Below are 18,386 nucleotides of genomic sequence, written 5' to 3'. Positions count from 1 at the left end.
AAGCTGAATTAGGCAGACGTTGCAAGAATATCGCGCTAATTCGATCCCATCCAATGAGTTATTATCAACAGCAATATAAGAACAACTTATGAAGCATATATTTCCCATGTATGCAACTTAATGCATAAAAAGAGAATTTAAGAAGAATTAGCGATGGATATCATACAGTTACGTGCTTTTATCACCGTCGCCCGCGAAGGCAACCTGACCCGCGCTGCTGAAAAGCTGCATGTCAGCCAACCTGCCGTCAGCCTGCAGATCAAATCCCTGCAGGAACAACTGGGCCTGGCCTTGTTCACCCGCACCGCCGCCGGCATGGTGCTGACGGTGGAAGGCAACAAATTGCTGCCGTTGGCCGAACGGGTCCTGGCCGACCTGCAGGAACTGCGCCGCCATGCGGCTGCCTTGCAAGCCAGCGCCGACCGCCTGTCCGGTTCGCTGGGCATCGGCACCATCCTCGATCCGGAATTCATCCGCCTGGGCGCCTTCCTCAAATTGCTGGTCGAACGCCATCCGCAGCTGTCCACCAAGTTATCCCATCACATGTCGGGCTCGGTCTTGAATGAGATCCGGCATGGACGGCTGGATGTCGGATTTTTCCTGGGCGACCCGGGCAAAGGTTTCCATGCCATGACGCTCACCCCCTTCACCTACAACGTGATCGCCCCGGCCGGCTGGAAAAGCCGGGTTTCCGGCAAAGGCTGGAAAGAGCTGTCGCGCCTGCCCTGGATCTGGACGCCGCCGGAGTCCGCCCATCACCGGCTGCTGAGCAAGGTATTCGCGCAACACAAGGTGCAACCGGACACCGTGGCCCTGGTCGACCAGGAATCTTCGATGCTGGATCTGGTGAAATCGGGAGTAGGCCTGTCATTGGCGCGGGAGTCGATCGCCTTGAGCCAGGCGCATGCCCATGGGCTGGTGATTGCCGACGCGGTAGACCTGTCGACCGAACTGCGTTTTGTTTCACTGGAGAAACGTCAGAACGAAGATGCCATCAAGGCCGCATTCCAGGTGCTCCAGGAAATCTGGAAGTACTGAATTTCCATTCCTCTATCGCTTGCGGGTCTGGAACCGGCAAGCGTTTCCCTTTCATCCCTCCCCATTGCCAAACAAAACACTGGATGTCATCTCCGGTGCTGGTTGAGCGCGTCGTCGTTGTTGAATGCTTCTGTTGGACGGGCTTTTGCGACGCTTTTTCAGGTTATCCCCGCAATTCCGCTTTTCTGTTTTTTAAATTAAAAGTTTATATATAAAGATAGTAGTAATAGTTAACGCAGGACTTTTCTGTGGATAACCCGGTTTACCTGAATTGAATCAGCAATTTACGTCCTGGATAAACGCTTGGTAAGCTTCTGCATAGCGCAGGAACAAATATTGGATAAATTTTCGCCTTTGGATAACTTGCCGAGATATTCCCAATTCGCGCAATAGATATGCAAAGACTTATCCACAGGCGCCTGAAATAACAGATCAACAACATCGATCCTCCACCGCCCTATGCCTCCTGCCACGTCTTACCGCGTTGAGATCCAACCTGCCGGCCTGCGTTTTGAACAACGTCCCGGCCTATCACTGCTGCAATCGGCGCTGGCCCAATCCATCCGGCTTCCCAGTTCCTGCCGTAACGGCACTTGCCGTACCTGCATGTGCCAATTGAAATCCGGCGCGGTGAGTTACCAAATCGAATGGCCGGGATTGAGCAAGGAAGAAAAAAAGGAAGGCTGGATCCTTCCTTGCGTAGCCCAGGCGCAAACCGACCTGGTGCTGGTGGTACCCCTGGCAGTCGACCTGAAGGGATGAGCTGAGGGCGTCCTGTGCCTTTCTTCATTAACCCATGTGGTTGATGCGGGTTGAAGTCATCGCATCAGCATCAGATTCAAAGACGGGTTTTGATCTGGAGAGAATCGTCGGTTGCCGCCGGTTTTCCGGGGATTCGGCTTTTTTGTCTTTTTGAATAAGTCTATATATATAAATAGTAGGTAATAGTTAACACAGGCCCATTTCTGTGGATAACCCGGTTTACCGGAAAAGAATCATGGAGTTGGGAAAAGTATAAACACTTGGCAAAGCGTGTATGGCCGGCGGACAGTTATTGGATAAAAAAATAATCTTGGATAACTTCCCCGGTTTTCCCCAATCCATGAAAAAGTTATCCAGACCTTTATCCACAGGCCGGGCTGCTTTTTGTGGACATCTTTGGGTGGAAGGGGAATTTTCAGGAATTTGGCATTTTTTGCCGTTTCAGACCCGTTGGAACCGGACTTTCAGGGAGAAAATGACCTCTTCCAAAGCATTTTTTGAGAGTTTTGGCTTTTCCGGCAATTTGAACAAATACTCACGACAGTAAAAAAGCCGCCAAAAATGAAAAAGGCCGGAAGAGTTATCCCCCGGCCGATGATGGCAAAAATGCCAATTTCTTCCATGCCTATTTTTTAGGCGCAACTTTCCTGGCAGCGGCTTTTCCGGCCGGCGGCGCCTGCGGTTGCTTTTTCACTTCCTCCAGCAGATTGTTGCAATCGGCCTTTTGCTCGCCGTCTACATTGATCAGCGGCAAGATGGCGGTCACCGGCGCCAGCAAGCCCAGCGCCAGCGCCCCGCCGGCGCGCAGCGCCAATACCGCCTTGTTCACGCCGACGTCCGGATCCTTGAACGTGCCCGAGACGTACAGCGGCGAGCGCAGCGAGATGATGCGCAGGCCCTTGCTCTTGGGATGGATGGTCAGGTCCAGTTTTTCCTGTTTCATGTCCACCGTGCCGTCGGCGCCGATCAGCGCATCTTCGGTATCGAGCACGAAAGTGCGGATATCCATCACCCCATTGCTGACCGGAAAGTCGCCCACCATGCAATTGAGCTTTACCTCCTTGTCGCCGAACAGCTTGTTGATGACGATATTGCCCACATTCAGGCCGGCCGCTTCCAGCAGGAATTTACTGATGGCGCCCTGGTTGACCAGGGTCTTGAGCTCGCCGTTGGCCGACCCCAGCATCGCCGCCACCGAATTGCCGGTCGCGCTCAGCTTGGCGTCGCCATTGATTTCGCCGAAGCTGGTCTTGGAAGCGTCCAGTTCCGGGTACAACTGCTGGATCTTGATGCGGCGCGCCGTCAATGTCATCTCCGACTTCATCTGCTTGTCCTGGCCGTTGAGGCGGATGGTCGAGCTCAGGTTGCCGCCGGCCACGCCAAAGCGCAGCGGATCCAGCGTCAGCACCTTGTCCTTGAGCACCAGGTGCGCTTGCAGGTCGCTGATGGGCAAGTCCTTTTGCTTGACGATGCGTTTGCCGGTCAGTTTGACGTCGGCGTCCAGCGCGCCCCAGGCATCGGTGCTGAACTGCTTGACCGGCAGCACCTTGTCGGTCGGCTGGCGTTCCTGGGCGCCGCGCTGCGTTTTTTCCTCATTGGAATCGGCCCCGATCAGCGGCGCCAGATCCTCGAAACGCAGCAAGTTGGAGGTGATGGCGCCGTCCAGCCGCGGACGCGGGCCGCTGGTGTTGTAGAACAAGCTGCCGCCGACATCGCTGCCGCCGACCTTGCCGGTGAATTCCTCATAGCTCCATTCGCTATGAGTGGCGTCGATCTTGCCCAGCAGATGGCCTTCGGTGGCGAAGGGCGGGGTTTCCGGCAGCAGTATCCCGGTCAGCGGATACAGGTTGCCCATGCTGGCGCCCGAGACCGACAGGCGCAGATCCAGCGCCGCCAGCTGGGCCGGCTTGGTCAGCGTGCCGCGCACGCCGATGGCGGTCTTGCCTACCTTCACATTGGCCTGCAAGGGGTACGGCTGCTGCTGGTCCTGCAGCGAGAGCACGCCGCCGGCACGGCCGTCGCCGGACACCGGCGCGCCGTTGAAACTGCCCTTCAGGTTCCAGCCCAGGCCGTAGACCTTGTCCTTGTCGGGGTCGAGGGTGTCGATCTCGGCCTTGATGTCGATCTTCTGGATCGCGTCATCCAGTTTGAACGTGCCCTGGCGCAGGATCAGCCGCCCCAGTTTCAGGTTCCAGCCGGACGATCCGCTATCGCTGGCCTTGAAGGTCCAGTTGTTGGCGTTGTCCTTGTTGCGCAGCAGCGCGATGTCGGGATTGTGGATTTCCAGCGTCGGCAGCGAGATGTCATGCACCAGCAGCGGCACCGGGTTGAGCGTGAAGGTGACCTGCTTGACCGTGGCCATCTTGCCGGACTTGCTGAACGCATCGGGATTGGCCAGCGTGATGTCTTGCGCCTGCAGCCGCGGCCAGGGCACCCAGCTCGACCAGCCGGACTGCGCGGGCGTGGTCTGCCCGGCGCGCTGCCATTGCAGCGAGAGCTCGCCGTTGATGGCGAATTCACGCCCGATCGATTCGGACACGCGCTGGTTGATCCAGGGCTTGGCCCGGTTCCAGTCGAAGGTGAGGAGGAAGATCACCGCGGCCGCGATGAGGATGAAAAGGCTGGCGAGGAGCCACAAGATTATTTTTCGGATACGCGGCATTGGCATGGTTGTTCCCGTGAGGGTGGATCATACGGTGCGGGCGATTCCCTGTGGGCCGCCTGTCTCCTGGGGCCGGCGGGATTCTTGTACCTGTGTGTTCGTGTGCTTTCGGTGTGCTTTCGGTATGTTTATTGCTGCATGCGCCGCATCAGCGCTTCATGTTGATGCGGCCGAATTCGTCATGCGTCGTCGCGCTCAAGTGCGCGCGCAGCCATTTGTGGGCCGGATTGCGCGCATCGCGCTCGTGCCACAGCATGTCGACGTGTTCTTCCGGCGTCTGGAACGGCAGTTCCTTGACCACCAGCACCTCGGCCATGCCGGTGGCGGCCACCAGGTGGCGCGGCAGTACCGTCAGCAATTCCGAACTGGCGACGATGCGCCCGGCCGTGAAGAACTGGTTCACCGTCAGCAGGATCTTGCGCTCGCGGTTCATGCCGGCCAGCACGTCGTCGATCACCGCATGCGGTTTGCCCGACAGGCTCACCAGCAAATGGTCGGCGGCGCAGTAGGTATCCAGCGTCAGCGGCTGGCCCGCCAATGGATGGTTCTTGTGCATCACGCACACGTATTGGCCGGTGTACAGCCGGGCATGGCTGATCTGGCTCTTGGCCATGCCCTGGCCATCGGCCAGTTGCGCCGTCACGCCGGGGAAAAACCCCACCGCCAGGTCGATGTCGCCGCGCAGCAGCATGGCGCGCGGGTCGCGGGTGGTCAGCGGCATCATGCGGATCTTGATGCGCGGCGCGTCGCGCATGATGGTGCGCACCAGCGACGGCAGCCACAGCGCGGCGGTGGCGTCCACCATGGCCATGCGGAAGGTGTTCTGGGCCCGCGAGATATCGAAGCTTTCCGGCGCGATCACCGCTTCCAGCTCGGACAGCGCCCGGCGCACGGTCGGCCACAGTTCTTCGGCGCGCGGCGTCGGCTTTACGCCGTGCGCGGTGCGGATCACCAGGTCGTCGTTGAGGGTATCGCGCAGTCGGCGTAGCGCATTGGAGACAGCCGGCTGGGTCATGGCCAACAGGTTGGCCGCGCGCGTCAGGTTCTGCTCCGTCATGACCGCATCGAATACGCGCAGCAGGTTCAGGTCCAGGGTGAGGAAGCTCATAGGGCGGGCCTTTGCGGCGGAAAGTGGATCGCGAATGAATTCTGGAAATCGCTATTCACGAATTATATAACTGATATCCGAAAAGGAAATTGGTCAAATAAATATGAGTTCACTACACTGCAATGCAACATAACACACAACGTCAAGGATCGAATCATGGCAACCATCGCACAAAGCACCGTCAACACCACGTTCAAGAGCAAGTTCGCCGCCGTCATGCGCAACATCTTCATCCATTTCGTCAAGGCCCACGAGCTGCAAGCCGTCGCCCTGGTCGCCGCCGAACAGGATCGCGCCAACGGTTCGCGCCAGCTGAACCGCATGGCCGACAAGTTCGAAGCGACCCAGCCGAACCTGGCCGCTGAACTGCGCTTCATCGCTTCCCGCGGCTAATTTGCAACACCGGCCGACAGGCGCTGGATAAGCGCCGGCGGCAAGGCAGTACAGGACTCAAGTTTTTACCGGTCGCGCGCCATTCGTTGCGCGACATGGCGGCAGGCCCAACCGGCCACCGCCTCCGGTGTCAGGAATTTCGGTTGTCCAGGCGCGTACGGCGCCTGTGTTGACGCTGATTCGATCAACGCGTCTGGACACCGATCCGTTGTCTCCTCCTCCCTCTTTAGGAAGGATTAACCCCGCAGGCCATGCCTGCGGGGTTTTTTTTCGTGGCGACACACTCCCGATGCCGAGGCTACACCAGCAAGGCCGGGAAGATATTCACAAACAATTCATCGGCAATGTTGTCCTGCCATATTCATCATCGCTATATCTGATATGGGAACTCTAAAGTAGTCATACAAACCTCGCAAACATATACTGCGATGCAACAACAGTGAAATTGAACGCGCCTGATGCGCACCGCAATGAATTATCAGAGGTAGAAATATCATGTCCTTCCTGAACCTGGCCTTTCCCGCCGAAGCCGCGATCCCTTTCGCGCAGACGCTGATCGGCATGCTGGCCGCTTATATGCGCCCGGCCCTGGGTCTGGGCGCGCTGGTGACTGTCCTGATGCTGTTCAAGCCGCTGCTGCTGGGCCTGGCGCAAGCCGCCGTGCTGCTGGTCAAGCCGCGCAAGTCGCTGGAGCAACGCATCCTGGCGCACAAGTTCAGCGGCAAGCGCATGTTGAACCGCATGGCCAATGAATACAGCCTGAGCCAACCGAATTTCGCCAACGAACTGCGCAACATGGCCGCGCGCGACTGAGCGCCCGCCGCCGTTCCAGGGCAAGCCGACTTCTAGTCGAGTAGTAGTCTGAGGTTTTGTAGTACGTACCGTGTCTCCTCCTCCCTCTACAGGAAGGATTAACCCCGCAAGCGCAAGCTCGCGGGGTTTTTTTTATCTGCGTTTTTTTATCCGCATTTGCGGAGCCGGCCGCTCCCGGCAGGCGGCAATCGTGATAACTTTGACAGTCCGGCAACACTTATCAACGCCTCGAATACCATGTGCCAGCTTCTTGGGATGAACTGCAATACCCCGACCGATATCGTCTTCAGCTTTACCGGTTTCGCCACCCGCGGGGGATTGACCGATCATCACAGCGACGGCTGGGGCATTGCCTTCTTCGAAGGCGCCGGCGTGCGCACCTTCGTCGACCACCAGGCCGCGATCGAGTCGCCGGTAGCCGACTTGATCAAGCAATACCCGATCAAGTCGCAGCACGTCATCGCCCATATCCGCAAGGCGACCCAGGGCCGCGTGGCGCTGGCCAACTGCCATCCCTTCGTGCGCGAACTGTGGGGGCGCTACTGGGTGTTCGCCCACAATGGCGACCTGAAAAACTTCACGCCGCAGCTCGACGGCCCCTACCGCCCGGTCGGCACCACCGACAGCGAACAGGCCTTTTGCTACATCCTGCAAGAGTTCCGCAAGCGCTTCGGCGACACGCTGCCGCCGCCGTCCGAACTGCGCGCCGCGCTGCGCGAGATTGCCGACTATGTCGCCGGCCACGGCACCTTCAATATGCTGCTCTCGGACGGATCGGCGCTCTACACGCACTGTTCCACCCAGCTCTACTACATCATCCGCCAGCACCCCTTCGCCACCGCCAAGCTGTCGGATGACGACCTGTCGGTCGATTTCGCCCAGGTCACCACGGTCAATGACCGCGTGGCCGTCATCGTCACCCAGCCGCTGACCAACAATGAAGTCTGGACGCCATACCAGCCGGGCGAACTCAAGGTATTCGTGGATGGCGACGTGGTGGTTTGACCCGGCCGGCGCCTGCGGCTGAAAAGCGCTCAAATAGGACAAAAAAGGGACAAAGCCGCGCAGTCTCCCGCAAACCGGATCGCGTGTTGCAAAAAACACTGTCCCCATCAAAACATTGTCGAAAAGGAAATCGATCGGCTCTGTCCCCCGGCAAGCCGCATGGCGTTGCCACTTGCCAGAAAAATAATGTCCGAATCGGCCATTTCCCGCCGATGGATATGATTTTTTACTCTGCCAAACTGCCTCGCGCCCTGTGGATAACTTTCTCCCGGCAGGGTAAAATGCGTCCCTTGTTTGCGCCTCGGCCGACATCGCTTTTCATCCACCGGTCCTGACCTGAATCCGTTCAACGGCGCCGCACTCCTATTCAATAAGAAAGCTTCATGGAAAATTTCTGGCAGACCTGCTCCACCAAACTCGAGCAGGAACTGACTCCGCAACAATACAGCGCCTGGATCAAGCCGCTGATTCCGCTCGACTATGAAGACGGGCTGCTGCGCATCGCCGCGCCCAACCGTTTCAAACTCGACTGGGTCAAGGCCCAGTTCGCCAGCCGCATCACCAACCTCGCCAGCGAATACTGGGAGTCCCCGATCGAAGTGCAATTCGTGCTCGACCCGCGCGTAGGCCAGGCCCGGCGCGCGGCGGCGGCCACCAACGGCGGCGCCGAGGCCGGCTATCCGGGCGCCGGCGGCGGCGGCATTTCAGGCCTCGGCCTGCCCGCGGCCCAGGCCTACCAACCTGAACCGGAACCGGTGCGCGCAGTCGCCCCGCGCCAGGAACAGTCGCGCATCAACCCGGTGTTGACGTTCGACAACCTGGTTACCGGCAAGGCCAACCAGCTGGCCCGCGCGGCCGCCACCCAGGTTGCCAACAACCCCGGCGTGTCATACAACCCGCTGTTCCTGTATGGCGGCGTGGGCCTGGGCAAGACCCACATCATCCACGCCATCGGCAACCAGGTGCTTGTGGATAACCCCGGCGCCAGGATCCGCTACATCCACGCCGAGCAATACGTGCGCGACGTGGTGACCGCCTACCAGCGCAAGGGTTTCGACGACTTCAAGCGCTACTACCACTCGCTGGACCTGCTGCTGATCGACGATATCCAGTTCTTCGGCGGCAAGAGCCGCACCCAGGAAGAATTCTTCTACGCCTTCGAAGCGCTGATCGCGGCCAAGAAGCAGATCATCATCACCAGTGATACCTACCCCAAGGAAATCAGCGGCATGGACGACCGCCTGATCTCCCGTTTCGACTCCGGCCTGACGGTGGCGATCGAGCCGCCCGAACTGGAAATGCGGGTGGCGATCCTGATGAAGAAGGCCTCCGCCGAAGAAGTCGTGCTGTCCGACGATGTCGCCTTCTTCGTCGCCAAGCACCTGCGTTCCAACGTGCGCGAGCTGGAAGGCGCGCTGCGCAAGATCCTGGCCTACTCGCGCTTCCACGGCAAGGACATCACCATCGATGTCGTCAAGGAAGCCCTGAAGGACCTGCTGTCGGTGCAGAACCGCCAGATCTCGGTGGAAAACATCCAGAAGACCGTGGCCGACTTCTTCAACATCAAGGTCGCCGACATGTACTCGAAAAAGCGCCCGGCCAACATCGCCCGGCCGCGCCAGATCGCCATGTACCTGGCCAAGGAACTGACCCAGAAAAGCCTGCCCGAGATCGGCGACCTGTTCGGCGGCCGCGACCACACCACGGTGCTGCACGCGGTGCGCAAGATCTCCGCCGACCGCGCCAAGAGCCCGGAATGCAATCACGAGCTGCACGTGTTGGAGCAGACCCTCAAGGGCTGAGGCGGCAAGCCGTACGTCATGCCGGCAAGATGCCGCCCGCGTGCGCCGGGCGGCATTTTTATTGGTGGCCCGGTCGCCTGAAAGCCACTCCAGCCGCCATCCCAATGGTTTTTCCCGCGCCGTGCCGTTCGGCGGCAACGCCCTCGCCAAAAGTCCTCGCCAAGCAAGCAAGAACTTACGTTCAAGGGGGATGATTGGTACAATGGAAGGCGATATTTCGCCGGCGGACGCCAGGGCCGCCCAGCACGCGGAAAATTCGCGGGATATCGCGGAAACTTCGGAGAAAAACCCTTTAAAAATAGGGGATTTGCCTTCAAATGTTCCCAAGATGTTGTCAGGCAGGTCGGGTCGGCCCGGGTTGTGAGTGAAAACACAACAATCGGCCCGCCCCAACGCTTGCCGGCGGCATCGGAACAGGTTTCGGACCGGCTGCGGGCAGGCCGTGCAAATGCAGGAGCGTTGCGTATTCCAGGCAGGTTCCGGCTGTTTTCACCAGAGGAGGAACACGCGCGACATTTGCATGAGCGGCTAGTCAGCCAACGGCATCCTTTAAACCACTATTAGCAAGGACAAACAGACTATGCAATTGGTTAAAACCCAAAGAGACACGCTCCTGCGTCCTCTGCAGATCGTGAGCGGTATTGTCGAGCGTCGGCACACATTGCCGATTCTGGCCAATATCCTCATCCGCAAGGACGGCGAGAAAGTGTCTTTCCTGTCCACCGACATCGAAGTGCAGATCACCACGCACGCCGAAGTCGGTTCCGGCAGTGAAGCCGTCGCCACCACCGTGGCCGCGCGCAAGCTGCTCGACATCCTGCGCGCCCTGCCCGACTCCGGCGAAGTCTCCATCTCGCTTGCCAACAAGCGCCTGACCGTGCAATCCGGCAAATCGCGCTTCGCGCTGCAGACCCTGGCCGCGGAAGAATTCCCCACCGTCGCCCAGGCCGAGCAGTACAACGCGCAAGTCACCCTGCCGCAAAAGACCCTGAAGCACCTGTTCAACATGGTCCACTTCTCCATGGCCCAACAGGACATCCGCTACTACCTGAACGGCCTGCTGCTGGTGGTCGAAGGCAAGAACGTCATCGCGGTCGCCACCGACGGCCACCGCCTGGCCTTCTGCCAGGTCGCCACCGAACAGGACTTCCCGCGCCAGGAAGTCATCATCCCGCGCAAGACCATCATCGAGCTGCAGCGCCTGCTCGACGAGAGCGATGAAGAAGTCAAACTCGAAATCGCCAACAACCAGGTCAAGCTGACCTTCGCCGACATCGAACTGATCTCCAAGCTGGTCGAAGGCAAGTTCCCCGACTACACCCGCGTGGTGCCCAAGGGCTACAAGAACGGCTTCACCATCAGCCGTGAACAGCTGCTGCGTTCGCTGCAGCGCGCCGCCATCATGACCAGCGACAAGTTCAAGGGCGTGCGCTGGGTGATCGCTCCCGGCAGCCTGAAGATCAGCTCCACCAACGCCGACCAGGAAGAAGCGGTCGAAGAACTCGAAATCGACTACGGCGGCGACACCGTCGACATCGGTTTCAACGTCAGCTACCTGCTCGACGTGCTCAACAACCTGAAGAACGACTACGTCAACATCGCCCTGGGCGATGCCAACTCGTCGGCCCTGGTCACCATCCCGGACAACGCCGACTTCAAATACGTCGTCATGCCGATGCGCATTTAAGCGCTGCCGCCTGCAAGCGAACGAGGGGCCGTCCGAGACGGCCCCTCAGTCGCTTTTAAGAATTCCGTTTTCAGCCGTACCCCGGTCGCATTTTGTAATTTCTTTGTCGTTTCACCCGCAGTCTCTAGTCGTTTGGCTAGCTTTTTCAGAAGGTAACCATGTCCTCCAGCCCAGCAGACAACACCAACTCCGCGCAACAAAGCTACGGCGCCTCCTCCATCCAGATCCTGGAAGGCCTGGAAGCGGTGCGCAAGCGTCCCGGCATGTACATTGGCGATACTTCTGACGGCACCGGCCTGCACCACCTCGTGTTCGAAGTGCTGGACAACTCCATTGACGAAGCGCTGGCCGGCTACTGCAGCGAGATCCACGTCACCATCCACGCCGACAACTCGATCTCGATCACCGACAACGGCCGCGGCATCCCCACCGGCCTGAAGATGGACGACAAGCACGAACCCAAGCGCTCCGCCGCTGAAATCGTGATGACCGAGCTGCACGCCGGCGGCAAGTTCGACCAGAACTCCTACAAGGTCTCCGGCGGCCTGCACGGCGTGGGCGTGTCCTGCGTGAACGCGCTGTCCAAGAAACTGCTGCTGACCATCCGCCGCGACGGCAAGGTGCACTCCATGGAGTTCGCCAAGGGCGTGGTGCAAAACCGCGAACTGGAAACCGTCGACGGCATCCAGGTCTCGCCCATCAAGGTCATCGGCGAATCCGACAAGAAGGGCACCGAAGTTCACTTCTGGGCCGACGAAGAAATCTTTACCCACGTCGAGTTTCATTACGAGATCCTCGCCAAGCGCATCCGCGAACTCTCGTTCCTCAACAACGGCGTGCACATCAAGCTGACCGACCAGCGCACCGGCAAGGAAGAAAACTTCGCCTTCGAAGGCGGCACCCGCGGTTTCGTCGAATACATCAACAAGAACAAGAACGTGCTGCACCCGACCGTGTTCCAGGCCACCGGCGACCGGATGTCGGACCAGAACACCAACATCTCGGTCGACGTCTCCATGCAATGGAACGACGCCTTCAACGAGCAGGTGCTGTGCTTCACCAACAACATCCCGCAGCGCGACGGCGGCAGCCACCTGACCGGCCTGCGCGCGGCGATGACCCGCGTCATCAACAAGTACATCGACGAGAACGATTTCGCCAAGAAAGCCAAGGTCGAAATCTCCGGCGACGACATGCGCGAAGGCCTCACCTGCGTGCTTTCGGTGAAAGTGCCCGAACCCAAGTTCAGCTCGCAGACCAAGGACAAGCTGGTCTCTTCCGAAGTGCGCGGCCCGGTCGAGGAAATCGTCGCCAAGACGCTCACCGACTACCTGATGGAAAAGCCCAACGACGCCAAGATCATCTGCGGCAAGATCGTCGAAGCCGCCCGCGCGCGCGAAGCCGCCCGCAAGGCGCGCGAACTGACCCGCCGCAAGGGCGTGATGGACGGCCTGGGCCTGTCCTCCAAGCTGGCCGACTGCCAGGAACGCGACCCGGCCCTGTGCGAACTCTACATCGTCGAGGGTGACTCCGCGGGCGGCTCCGCCAAGCAGGGCCGCGACCGCAAGTTCCAGGCCATCCTGCCGCTGCGCGGCAAGGTCTTGAACGTCGAAAAGGCGCGCTTCGAGAAGATGCTCTCCTCCGAGCAGATCACCACCCTCATCGCCACCCTGGGCACCAGCATCGGCGCCGACGAATTCAACCCGGACAAGCTGCGCTACCACCGCATCATCATCATGACCGACGCCGACGTCGACGGCGCCCACATCCGCACCCTGCTGCTCACGCTCTTCTACCGCCAGATGCCGGCGCTGGTCGAACGCGGCCACATCTACATCGCCCAGCCGCCGCTGTACAAGGTCAAGGCCGGCAAGGACGAGCGCTACCTCAAGGACGACCTCGAGGAAGCGCAATACATGATGCAGATCGCCCTGAACGACGCCGAACTGAAACCGGCCGAAGACGCCCCCGGCATCAGCGGCGACGCCCTGGTCGAACTGGCCCGCCAGTACAACACCGCCAACGCCATCATCATGCGCCTCACCCGCGCCATCGATGAAGCCGCGCTCGACGCCATCATGAACGCCGGCGTCACCCTGAAGATGGAAAACCTGGAACAAGCCGAAGCCACCGCCGCCGAACTCACCAAGGCCATCGCCGACCCCAGCGTGCAAGTCGTGGCCAAGCTCGACGAACTCTCCGAGAAGCTCGCCCTGCACATCCAGCGCCGCCACCACGGCAACATCAAGGCCACCGTGATCGACGCCGACTTCGCCAGCGGCCCCGACTACCAGGTGCTGTCGAACGCCGCCCAGACCTTCAAGGGCTTGATCCGCAAAGGCGCCTCCGTCGCCCGCGGCCAGGGCGAAAAGCGCAAGGAGTCAGCCGTCACCGACTTCCGCCAGGCCATGGCCTGGCTGCGCGACGAAGCCGAACGCGGCGTCAACAAGCAGCGTTACAAAGGCCTGGGTGAAATGAACCCCGAGCAGCTGTGGGAAACCACGATGGATCCGACTGTGCGCCGTTTGTTGAAGGTGCAGATCGAAGATGCCATTGCGGCGGATCAGATCTTCATGACGCTGATGGGGGATGATGTTGAGCCGCGTCGGGCGTTTATTGAGTCTAATGCGCTGCAGGCTGGCAACATCGACGTCTAATTAGTAGGGCGATATTTATATGTCATACCAGTTTTAATAAAGTAGTACCTAGGGGTAATCGATGAGATCGGTAGAGCTTTTTGCCGGTGCAGGTGGTCTTGCCATGGGCTGTGAAATAGCCGGCTTTGAGCATCTTGCGGTTGTAGAGTGGGACAAATGGGCGTGTGACACAGTCCGTGAAAACAAAAAGCTCGGTTATCCGATTCTAGCGAGTTGGAATTTGCACGAAGGAGATGTTCGGGCTTTTAACTGGGACTCTATTCCACAAGACATTGAATTGTTAGCTGGGGGGCCACCTTGCCAGCCATTTTCTATTGGTGGAAAGCATAAAGCATTTGAAGATAATCGCGATATGTTTCCTGCGACAGTGGAAGTGATCAGACGATTACGTCCAAAGGCATTTATTGTAGAAAACGTCAAAGGCCTCACTCGTGTAACGTTCGCAAGTTACTTTGAATATATCCGTTTACAACTAGAATTTCCCGAAATGCCTCCCCGACTAGAAGAGGATTGGGCGGATCACTTAGTACGTTTGCAAAAAGAAAAAGCCATAGAAAAAAAAAGAAGGAAGGGGCTAACGTACGACGTTAAATACACGTTGATAAATGCTGCGGACTACGGTGTTCCTCAGAAGCGAGAGCGCGTTTTTATTATTGGTTTTCGCGATGATTTAGACATAAAGCCATTGTTCCCAGCGCCGACACATAGTTATGACGCCTTGCTATTTGATCAGTGGGTGACGGGTAACTATTGGAAGCGCCATGGAATAATCCAACCGAAGTCCCCTCCTAAACTTGCGGGGCGGATTAGGAAATTACGTGACGCTAAATCTCCACCATCTGAATTGCCTTGGAGGACGGTACGAGATGCGATCTCGGGTCTACCGGATCCTGAGTTATCTAATCATCAGGTACCAAACCATGTATTTCAACCTGGAGCGAAGGCATATCCTGGACATACAGGTAGTCCGTTAGATTTTCCCGCGAAGACATTGAAGGCGGGGAATCATGGTGTGCCGGGAGGCGAAAACATGCTCGTCAAGGACAATGGTGATGTTCGTTACTTTACCGTGAGAGAAAGTGCCCGCATCCAAACTTTTCCGGACGGATTTCGGTTTCATGGAAGCTGGACCGAGACGATGAGGCAGCTTGGAAATGCAGTGCCAGTACTATTGGCTCAACGCGTTGCGGCAAGTGTTTCGCAGCAACTAGCGTTGGCCGGATTTGCTAGGCTTGAGAAGCTTGTAAAAGGGAAAAAAAGGGGAAATTCACGTGACAGGGAAGGTAATTCCATTCAATCCGCTGGATAAGAAGAATCTTGGTGCCAGTGTTGCAGAGGCGCTGCTTGCAAAAGAGATTTATCCGCTAGGAGACATTCCGAGCTTCGAAGGCGCGGGTATCTATGCGATTTACTATACCGGAAGCTTCCATGCGTACGAACAGTTAGCACGAGTAAACGCTAATGGAAAATTCGCGCTTCCAATTTATGTGGGCAAAGCTGTCCCCGCAGGAGCTCGTATGGGGGGCACCTCAGATCAAGCAGTTGGAAAGGTCTTGCAGAAGAGACTTAAAGAACATGCTGATAGCGTTAAGGCTGCACAAAACCTGGATATCAAAGACTTCTATTGTCGTTTTCTGGTGGTGGACGATATATGGATTCCTCTTGGCGAGTCTTTAATCATCGCGAGGTTTACTCCCGTATGGAACTCGCTAATTGATGGATTTGGTAATCACAATCCCGGCAAAGGTCGTCACGCCGGAATGAGGCCGCGTTGGGATGTTTTACATCCGGGGCGAACATGGGCGGCAAACCTCGGTGAGCGCCAAGAGACGGCTGCTGAGATCGCAGGTGACGCTGAAACTTATTTGAGAGTACTTCCCTCGAGTCTTTCAAGCAGATTCATTGACACACCTGGGGAATAGTTTGTCCATAGATTCGCGCACAGCGAACGAGGCAAAAACATATTGGGGAAGGGATCGGGGGATATGAATTACTTCAAGGACTTAGAGTTTGATTTACCAGAGGCATTACTTAACAGTGTTGTTAAGCATTTTGAGGCCTTAGAGTCCGCCCCACTTTCTGAAGAAAATGCTAACGCCATACCAGACGCTCAAGGAATTTATCAATTATTTTTCCAGAATAACCTTGTATATGTGGGGAAAACAGACTCAGAGCAAGGGTTAAAGAAAAGACTCGTTCGACATGCGAGAAAGATTCAATCTCGGAAGAATCTCTCAATCACGGATGTGACGTTTAAAGCTATTCGTATCTATGTGTTTGCAGCGATGGATCTTGAAACTTCGCTGATCAACTATTATAAAAAGAAAAAAATTAAGATGGCGTGGAATCTTAGTGGATTTGGCTCGAATGACCCAGGTAGGCGCCGTGATGCGACGTCCCTAAAAGAGGAACACTTTGACATACTCTATCCGATCAATATGGAGCTGCCGGTTGAACTAGATGAACCATCATCGGATTGGAGCGTCGCTGACGTGCTGACTCAAATGAAGAATTCACTTCCGTATGTTATTCGCTTTCAAACGTGCGGAGGGGGGGCAAAGAAACCTCACCCCGATCTTACGTCAACGCCATTAACGATAAGACCCTCTAGCAAGACTGTCTCAGGTGTGCTCCAGGACATCGCGACAGCGCTCACGTCTAAATGGCAAGTAGTTGCTTTTCCTGGATATATTATTGTTTATGAAGGGAATGAAGATTATCCGTTTGGAAAAGTGATCTCACCGCTTCCAGTTTTATCGAACTAAGAATTTTTCGAGCCGGTTTTTTAGTTTTTCTTCACTTAAAGTTTTTATCTGGCATTCCCAAATAACAAAATAGGCCCAGCCCATTTGGCGCAACTGCCGAAAATTTTTCTTGTCGCGTTGTTTGTTCATTTCAAACTTTAGACTCCAAAAGTCTACGTTCGATTTAGGCATTCTTGTGAGTGAACAGTTTGTATGTCGATGCCAAAAGCAGCCATGGACAAAGATCACTTTTTTTCTTGATGAAAAGACTAGATCAGGTTTTCCCGGAAGTTTCGATACATGCAATCTATAGCGAAAACCTTCTCGATGAAGGAGACGCCGAACTATCATCTCTGGGTGGCTATCTTTTCCCTGCACAAGAGACATGATGTGACTACGATGTTCAGGAGTTAGAGTGTCTGCCATAGAAGAAGGATCATAATCGCTACAGAACCGCGTTTAGCTCGGCGAGAAATCGGAAGGGACTTTTGATGGATAGCGGAGACGATATGCGAAGGTCATGTCACTAGCTTGCGGAAGGGTTAGAGAGGCTGTTCGTTTAGCTTTCGAATTTACGCAATATCGCCACAGCCTCATCCGCTAACAAGGGCCCGACCACCTTCACAACAGGCGATGCCCCCTCAACCGCACCAGCCGCCCGCAACGGCAACACCGCCCCCCCCAACGCCTCCCCAATCTGCACAGTAGAAGCAGCAAAAACCACCCTCCCCACCCCACCCCAAAACATCGCCCCAGCACACATCGCACAAGGTTCCCCGCTGGCATATACGGTAGCACCGCGCATCGCCGCCAACCCTAATTCCTTCTGCGCCCGCCGCACCAACACCATCTCCGCATGCCCCGTGCAATCTTGCGCGGTGTTCTGGTTATTCATCTCCACCAGCAGCACTTCGCCATCGGGCGAAACCAGCGTCGCGCCAAACGGCATGTCGCCGCGCTTCAATGCCTGTTCGGATGCCTCGATCGCCAGCCGCATCGCGGCAACATCCTGTTCGGTAAATCCGGTCACGGGTTTGTCACTCATGTCAGCCTCACATTTCATCAATCTGGGTAGATGCAGCCTGCGCCTTGTCCAGCGTAAATCGTCCACTGGAATTGAGATAAAAACTGGCCCCAAAGCGCCCGACCGGATGGTAGTCCTGCAACCTTACCCGCCATTGCTCGGTGTCGATCAGTCCATCGCGCGCGGCCAGCCATTGCACGCGGCCGATGAAGATGTAACGGCTGGGTGTTTCCAGTTTCTCGTGCAGCACGCATTCGAAGGCGACCGGCGCTTCGGCGATGCGCGGCGGGGCGATGGTGCGGGATGCTACGGCGTGCAGTCCGGCGTGCTCCAGCTCGCTCTGGTGCGGCGGCAGCGTGGCGCCGCAGGCGTCCATTTGCGTGCACATGGCTTCGTCGGTGAGGTGCACGACGAACTCTCCTGTGCGCAGGATGTTGGCGGCGGTGTCTTTCAGCGCGCCGTCTTGCAGGCGGTTGATGCTGACCATCACGATCGGCGGGTCTTCGCCCAGCATGTTGAACATGGAGAACGGCGCGGCGTTGACGGTGCCGTCAACGCCCAGCGTGGTGATGAGTGCGATCGGGCGCGGCACGATCAGGCTGGCCATCAGCTTGTAGCGCTGGTAGACGCCGATTTCGGAGAAGTCGATTTCAGTCATGGCGGTTCATGTGGATGCGGCCTGTTGCGGGGC

17 protein-coding genes are annotated in these 18,386 nt (G+C 57.3%); 12 read left to right on the top strand and 5 right to left on the bottom strand.

Features of this window, described 5'->3' with window-relative positions; genetic code table 11:
- Window positions 1-153 precede the first annotated feature (153 nt).
- From AC07N6_RS15210 to AC07N6_RS15200, 3 genes are all read left to right on the top strand, one after another.
- The gene (locus tag AC07N6_RS15210; RefSeq protein WP_494782322.1) at window positions 154-1,038 is read left to right on the top strand and encodes a LysR family transcriptional regulator; all 885 of its coding nucleotides are present in this window, start codon (window positions 154-156) and stop codon (window positions 1,036-1,038) included.
- Between the two features lie 459 nt (window positions 1,039-1,497).
- Window positions 1,498-1,800 carry a 2Fe-2S iron-sulfur cluster-binding protein gene (locus AC07N6_RS15205; RefSeq protein WP_494782323.1) on the top strand — a complete coding sequence of 101 codons (303 nt, stop codon included), beginning with the start codon at window positions 1,498-1,500 and terminating at the stop codon, window positions 1,798-1,800.
- Window positions 1,801-2,074: 274 nt separating this feature from the next.
- Window positions 2,075-2,347 carry a hypothetical protein gene (locus AC07N6_RS15200; RefSeq protein WP_494782324.1) on the top strand — a complete coding sequence of 91 codons (273 nt, stop codon included), beginning with the start codon at window positions 2,075-2,077 and terminating at the stop codon, window positions 2,345-2,347.
- A gap of 78 nt (window positions 2,348-2,425) precedes the next feature.
- On the opposite strand, the gene AC07N6_RS15195 is transcribed toward AC07N6_RS15200, so the two are convergent.
- Window positions 2,426-4,462 (bottom strand): AsmA family protein, encoded by a 2,037-nt coding sequence (locus AC07N6_RS15195; protein WP_494782425.1) that lies wholly within the window; start codon window positions 4,460-4,462, stop codon window positions 2,426-2,428.
- 148 nt (window positions 4,463-4,610) lie between these two features.
- Complete coding sequence (locus AC07N6_RS15190) at window positions 4,611-5,570, bottom strand: LysR family transcriptional regulator (protein WP_050468643.1); 960 nt, start codon at window positions 5,568-5,570, stop codon at window positions 4,611-4,613.
- 156 nt (window positions 5,571-5,726) lie between these two features.
- Between AC07N6_RS15190 and AC07N6_RS15185 the strand changes: the two genes are divergently transcribed.
- From AC07N6_RS15185 to AC07N6_RS15145, 9 genes are all read left to right on the top strand, one after another.
- A complete protein-coding gene (locus tag AC07N6_RS15185) occupies window positions 5,727-5,963 on the top strand; it encodes a hypothetical protein (protein WP_494782325.1) in 237 nt (78 codons plus the stop codon).
- Between the two features lie 495 nt (window positions 5,964-6,458).
- Window positions 6,459-6,776, top strand: a complete 318-nt coding sequence (locus AC07N6_RS15180; RefSeq protein ID WP_494782326.1) for a hypothetical protein — start codon at window positions 6,459-6,461, stop codon at window positions 6,774-6,776.
- 237 nt (window positions 6,777-7,013) lie between these two features.
- Entirely contained in the window at window positions 7,014-7,781 is a 768-nt protein-coding gene (locus tag AC07N6_RS15175; RefSeq protein ID WP_494782327.1) for a class II glutamine amidotransferase, read from the top strand.
- A gap of 383 nt (window positions 7,782-8,164) precedes the next feature.
- Complete coding sequence (gene dnaA / locus AC07N6_RS15170) at window positions 8,165-9,583, top strand: chromosomal replication initiator protein DnaA (RefSeq protein ID WP_494782328.1); 1,419 nt, start codon at window positions 8,165-8,167, stop codon at window positions 9,581-9,583.
- A gap of 580 nt (window positions 9,584-10,163) precedes the next feature.
- A complete protein-coding gene (dnaN, locus tag AC07N6_RS15165; protein ID WP_494782329.1) occupies window positions 10,164-11,270 on the top strand; it encodes a DNA polymerase III subunit beta in 1,107 nt (368 codons plus the stop codon).
- Between the two features lie 158 nt (window positions 11,271-11,428).
- Entirely contained in the window at window positions 11,429-13,927 is a 2,499-nt protein-coding gene (gene gyrB / locus AC07N6_RS15160; RefSeq protein ID WP_494782330.1) for a DNA topoisomerase (ATP-hydrolyzing) subunit B, read from the top strand.
- A gap of 61 nt (window positions 13,928-13,988) precedes the next feature.
- Window positions 13,989-15,236 (top strand): DNA cytosine methyltransferase, encoded by a 1,248-nt coding sequence (locus AC07N6_RS15155; protein WP_494782331.1) that lies wholly within the window; start codon window positions 13,989-13,991, stop codon window positions 15,234-15,236.
- Window positions 15,199-15,849, top strand: a complete 651-nt coding sequence (locus AC07N6_RS15150; protein WP_494782332.1) for an Eco29kI family restriction endonuclease — start codon at window positions 15,199-15,201, stop codon at window positions 15,847-15,849. The genes AC07N6_RS15155 and AC07N6_RS15150 overlap by 38 nt, the downstream gene beginning before the upstream one ends.
- A gap of 63 nt (window positions 15,850-15,912) precedes the next feature.
- A complete protein-coding gene (locus AC07N6_RS15145; protein ID WP_494782333.1) occupies window positions 15,913-16,692 on the top strand; it encodes a GIY-YIG nuclease family protein in 780 nt (259 codons plus the stop codon).
- Here AC07N6_RS15145 and AC07N6_RS15140 read toward each other — a convergent pair.
- From AC07N6_RS15140 to AC07N6_RS15130, 3 genes are all read right to left on the bottom strand, one after another.
- Window positions 16,681-17,097: a very short patch repair endonuclease gene (locus AC07N6_RS15140; protein ID WP_494782334.1), complete on the bottom strand. Its 417-nt coding sequence runs from the start codon at window positions 17,095-17,097 to the stop codon at window positions 16,681-16,683. The two genes, AC07N6_RS15145 and AC07N6_RS15140, sit on opposite strands and share 12 nt — an antisense overlap.
- A gap of 133 nt (window positions 17,098-17,230) precedes the next feature.
- On the bottom strand, window positions 17,231-17,716 hold the full coding sequence (locus AC07N6_RS15135; RefSeq protein ID WP_494782335.1) for a nucleoside deaminase: 486 nt from the start codon (window positions 17,714-17,716) through the stop codon (window positions 17,231-17,233).
- A 7-nt stretch (window positions 17,717-17,723) separates the two neighbouring features.
- Window positions 17,724-18,353: a flavin reductase family protein gene (locus AC07N6_RS15130; RefSeq protein WP_494782336.1), complete on the bottom strand. Its 630-nt coding sequence runs from the start codon at window positions 18,351-18,353 to the stop codon at window positions 17,724-17,726.
- Window positions 18,354-18,386 lie beyond the last annotated feature (33 nt).

The sequence above is a fragment of the Herbaspirillum sp. GW821-FHT09A12 genome, assembly GCF_059418325.1.
The sequence above is the reverse complement of the archived record's forward strand: the minus strand, read 5'-3'. Positions and strand labels throughout refer to the sequence as shown.

What these genes read in the sequence shown, in the direction of transcription:
- AC07N6_RS15205 (WP_494782323.1), top strand. Translation starts at nt 1,498, where the DNA reads ATGCCTCCTGCCACGTCTTACCGCGTTGAGATCCAACCTGCCGGCCTG.
- AC07N6_RS15180 (WP_494782326.1), top strand. Translation starts at nt 6,459, where the DNA reads ATGTCCTTCCTGAACCTGGCCTTTCCCGCCGAAGCCGCGATCCCTTTC.
- AC07N6_RS15210 (WP_494782322.1), top strand. Translation starts at nt 154, where the DNA reads ATGGATATCATACAGTTACGTGCTTTTATCACCGTCGCCCGCGAAGGC.
- AC07N6_RS15145 (WP_494782333.1), top strand. Translation starts at nt 15,913, where the DNA reads ATGAATTACTTCAAGGACTTAGAGTTTGATTTACCAGAGGCATTACTT.
- AC07N6_RS15140 (WP_494782334.1), bottom strand. Translation starts at nt 17,097, where the DNA reads ATGGCAGACACTCTAACTCCTGAACATCGTAGTCACATCATGTCTCTT.
- dnaN (WP_494782329.1), top strand. Translation starts at nt 10,164, where the DNA reads ATGCAATTGGTTAAAACCCAAAGAGACACGCTCCTGCGTCCTCTGCAG.
- AC07N6_RS15175 (WP_494782327.1), top strand. Translation starts at nt 7,014, where the DNA reads ATGTGCCAGCTTCTTGGGATGAACTGCAATACCCCGACCGATATCGTC.
- AC07N6_RS15195 (WP_494782425.1), bottom strand. Translation starts at nt 4,462, where the DNA reads ATGCCGCGTATCCGAAAAATAATCTTGTGGCTCCTCGCCAGCCTTTTC.
- AC07N6_RS15185 (WP_494782325.1), top strand. Translation starts at nt 5,727, where the DNA reads ATGGCAACCATCGCACAAAGCACCGTCAACACCACGTTCAAGAGCAAG.
- gyrB (WP_494782330.1), top strand. Translation starts at nt 11,429, where the DNA reads ATGTCCTCCAGCCCAGCAGACAACACCAACTCCGCGCAACAAAGCTAC.
- AC07N6_RS15130 (WP_494782336.1), bottom strand. Translation starts at nt 18,353, where the DNA reads ATGACTGAAATCGACTTCTCCGAAATCGGCGTCTACCAGCGCTACAAG.
- AC07N6_RS15190 (WP_050468643.1), bottom strand. Translation starts at nt 5,570, where the DNA reads ATGAGCTTCCTCACCCTGGACCTGAACCTGCTGCGCGTATTCGATGCG.
- AC07N6_RS15135 (WP_494782335.1), bottom strand. Translation starts at nt 17,716, where the DNA reads ATGAGTGACAAACCCGTGACCGGATTTACCGAACAGGATGTTGCCGCG.
- dnaA (WP_494782328.1), top strand. Translation starts at nt 8,165, where the DNA reads ATGGAAAATTTCTGGCAGACCTGCTCCACCAAACTCGAGCAGGAACTG.
- AC07N6_RS15155 (WP_494782331.1), top strand. Translation starts at nt 13,989, where the DNA reads ATGAGATCGGTAGAGCTTTTTGCCGGTGCAGGTGGTCTTGCCATGGGC.
- AC07N6_RS15200 (WP_494782324.1), top strand. Translation starts at nt 2,075, where the DNA reads ATGGCCGGCGGACAGTTATTGGATAAAAAAATAATCTTGGATAACTTC.